Source organism: Protofrankia sp. CiP1_Cm_nod4 (genome assembly GCF_982290645.1).
On sequence record NZ_CEVIVC010000020.1, the window covers coordinates 52,760 to 55,488 of the forward strand.

General features: G+C 74.2%; 3 protein-coding genes. 1 reads left to right on the forward strand and 2 read right to left on the reverse strand.

Annotated features, from left to right (window positions below; genetic code table 11):
• Positions 1-741: PfkB family carbohydrate kinase (locus AC5LSR_RS06560; RefSeq protein WP_493468249.1), on the reverse strand; the 741-nt coding region annotated here is incomplete at its 3' end.
• Between the two features lie 107 nt (positions 742-848).
• Positions 849-2,063: a CBS domain-containing protein gene (locus AC5LSR_RS06565; protein ID WP_250291167.1), complete on the reverse strand. Its 1,215-nt coding sequence runs from the start codon at positions 2,061-2,063 to the stop codon at positions 849-851.
• A 358-nt stretch (positions 2,064-2,421) separates the two neighbouring features.
• On the opposite strand from AC5LSR_RS06565, the gene AC5LSR_RS06570 reads away from it, so the two are divergent.
• Positions 2,422-2,729, forward strand: a 308-nt coding sequence (locus AC5LSR_RS06570; protein ID WP_493468250.1) for a class I SAM-dependent methyltransferase, incomplete at its 3' end; no start/stop codon positions are given.

Here is a 2,729-nt window from a genome sequence, read left to right on the forward strand (position 1 = left end):
CAGCGACGCGGCGAAGACATCCCCGGCACCGGTGTCATCGACGAGACGGTCGGCCGCGATGGCGGCGAACTCCTGCGTCCCGTTCGCGAGCAGGACCTCCGCCCCTCGAGGGCCCTTGGTGACCACGACGACCCCACCGGCGCGGCGCACCGCCTCGGCCACACCGGCCAGATAGGCGGCCTCGTAGTCGGCGAACACCACCGCGTCGATGTTCTTCGCGGTCGCGCCGTCGATGTGCAGCATGTGATGACGGACGAGCCGGCTGGCGTCCCAGGAACGGATCAGGCCCTGCGGAGTGAGCCCGACCAGCCCCCGCGCGCTGCGCCGGACAACATCGTCGAGGACGATCTCCCGCGCGACGGGCGCCAGATGCAGCACCCTGCTCTCCGGGAGCCGGTCGAGCCCCGAGACGGCACCCGCGGACGCCTCCAGCCACTGGGTACGCAGGCTGCCGGCACCGCCGGTGTTGTCGTTGCGGAACCGGGTCGTCTCCGGCGCCGGCTGGATGTAGAGGAACGCCTCCGCCTCGAACGGCGTCCACACCGGTGCCAGTTCCACGTCGCGGCCGCGCCCGACACCGACGGCGCACAGCCCCAGCCGCGCCGCCTGCACCACGGCGTAGACCATGCTCCCGCCGATGGCGAAGGACGAGTCGGGCAGGACGTCAAGTGTCGGGTTCCCCACCGCCAGGTAGTCGACAGGCGTACGGCCGGCCAACGCCTCAGCGGTCCTGATCGTCATGGCGGCAACAGTACTCGTGTCCCTCCCGGGCACTCCGGCGGATACGCATGCCAGCATGCCATCCGACCGGCCCCGGCCGGGCAGCGGCCGCCGCTCAGGGGAGCTGCTCAGTCGGACGGCCGCGCGGCGCCCGGCACCGTCGTACCGGCCGCCGCCCCGGGCCCGCCGGCCCCGGGCCCGCCGGCGGCGCCGGACGCGCCAGAGGCGCCGGCCACGGCGGCCCGCAACGACGCGACCGCCAACGTCTTCGTGATCTCCATGTGGCCGACGACGCCGACCGGCTGTGGCCTGGCAGCGCCGATGTCGTCGACCACCAGCGCGAGGCCCGCGCCCGGCCGCCCGGCCAGCCGCGGAAGCAGGTCGGTGAGCAGCTCGTCCGCTGTGGTCAGGCACACCGTGGTCATCGGCACGCTCACCTTGCTGACCCTGGTCAGCCCCCGGTCGTCCAGCGGGACCGCGTCAAGGTCACGCAGGAACACGACCCCGGCGAGCGCGCCGTCGAAGTCCACGACGGTGAACACCGTCCGCCCCGAGGCGGCCACGGCCGGCGCCACCACATCCTCCACGGCGGCGGCGACCGTACGCCAACCGGCCACACTCTCGGGGGCGGGCCCCATCACCTCGCCGACCCGGACCCCGGCCAGCAGCCGGTTCGTGCGCAACCGGGACTGCTCGAGCCGGCCGGCGCCAAGCGCGATCCAGCCCAGCAGCACCACCCACAGCCCCGCCGGGCTGGCCAGGAATGTCACGGCCAGGCCCGACGCGATCAGAGCCCAGCCGACGGCCACCGCGGCCCGGGCCACGGCGGCGTCGGCGCGTTCCCGGCTGCCCGTCCGGCGGTACACCGCGGACGCGAGCAGCCGCCCCCCGCCGGTGCGTGGCGTGGGCAGCAGCTCCGAGGCGGTGAGCAACAGCAGCAGGCCGCCCGCCCACAGCCCGACGCTGCCGGCGAGCGCCGCGGCGCCGCTGGGAGCAAGCCAGCCGAGCACGACGAGCACGCCTCCTCCGAGCCCGCCGACGAACAGGCCGGCGCGGGCGACGCGGGCGGCGGCCACAGGTTCTGTGATCTTCGTCACGGTGGTCAGCCGGCTGCCGAACGCACCGACCCTGATCCCGCTGACCTCGACACCGGCCCGGCGCGCGGCCGCGGCCCGGGCGAAGTCGGCGGCGAGCAGCACACCGAACACCACCCCGGCACCGATAAGCCCGGCGGACAGGTAGGCGGCGGTCGGGCGGCCCGGCACCGCGGCCGGGAGTATGAAGGCGGACAGCAGGAAGGTCAGCAAGGCGATGGCGACGGCGGCCCCGGGGCGTGCCGACACCGGTGTGTGAACCGTTCCCCTCGGCGCGTGGTCAGCGGTCATATCCGTTCGCTCCCCTTTCCGGGCAGGACGTATGCCGTGGGAAAGATCGCATCACCGGATTCGTCTCCTTCCAGGCTTCCCGGCCCCGGGCGCATGCACACGGCCGGACACCACGATTGTTGTTTAAAATCTCGTTACCGCAGCCGCCCCCGCCCGCAGCCGGCCCTGCCGTCCCGCCGGTTTCGTCGTCCCCGCGGCGGTACCGACCAGCACGGGATCCGCATCGGAGCGCGCAGCCCCGAGACGCTCCTCCCGGCGGCGAGCAATGTCTCACCCTGCTATCGAACCATCACCTGCCGCGATATAGGCTCGGTACATGCCTCGCGAATGGGACGCCCGTGGCTACGACTCCCTGCCGCTGCCCCACGAGCAGTGGGGCCTGCGCACCCTCTCCCGCCTGGCGCTGGCCGGCGGCGAGACAGTCCTCGACGCCGGCTGCGGCACCGGCCGTGACACCGCCGCCCTGCTCGACCGGCTGCCCCACGGGCGGGTGATCGCCGTGGACGGCTCCGCCGCCATGCTCGACCGGCTGCGAGCCCGGCTGGACGGCCGCACCGACCGCCTGGAGATCGTCCACGCGGACCTGGCCCGGCCGCTGCACCTGCCCGGCCCGACCGGGCAGGC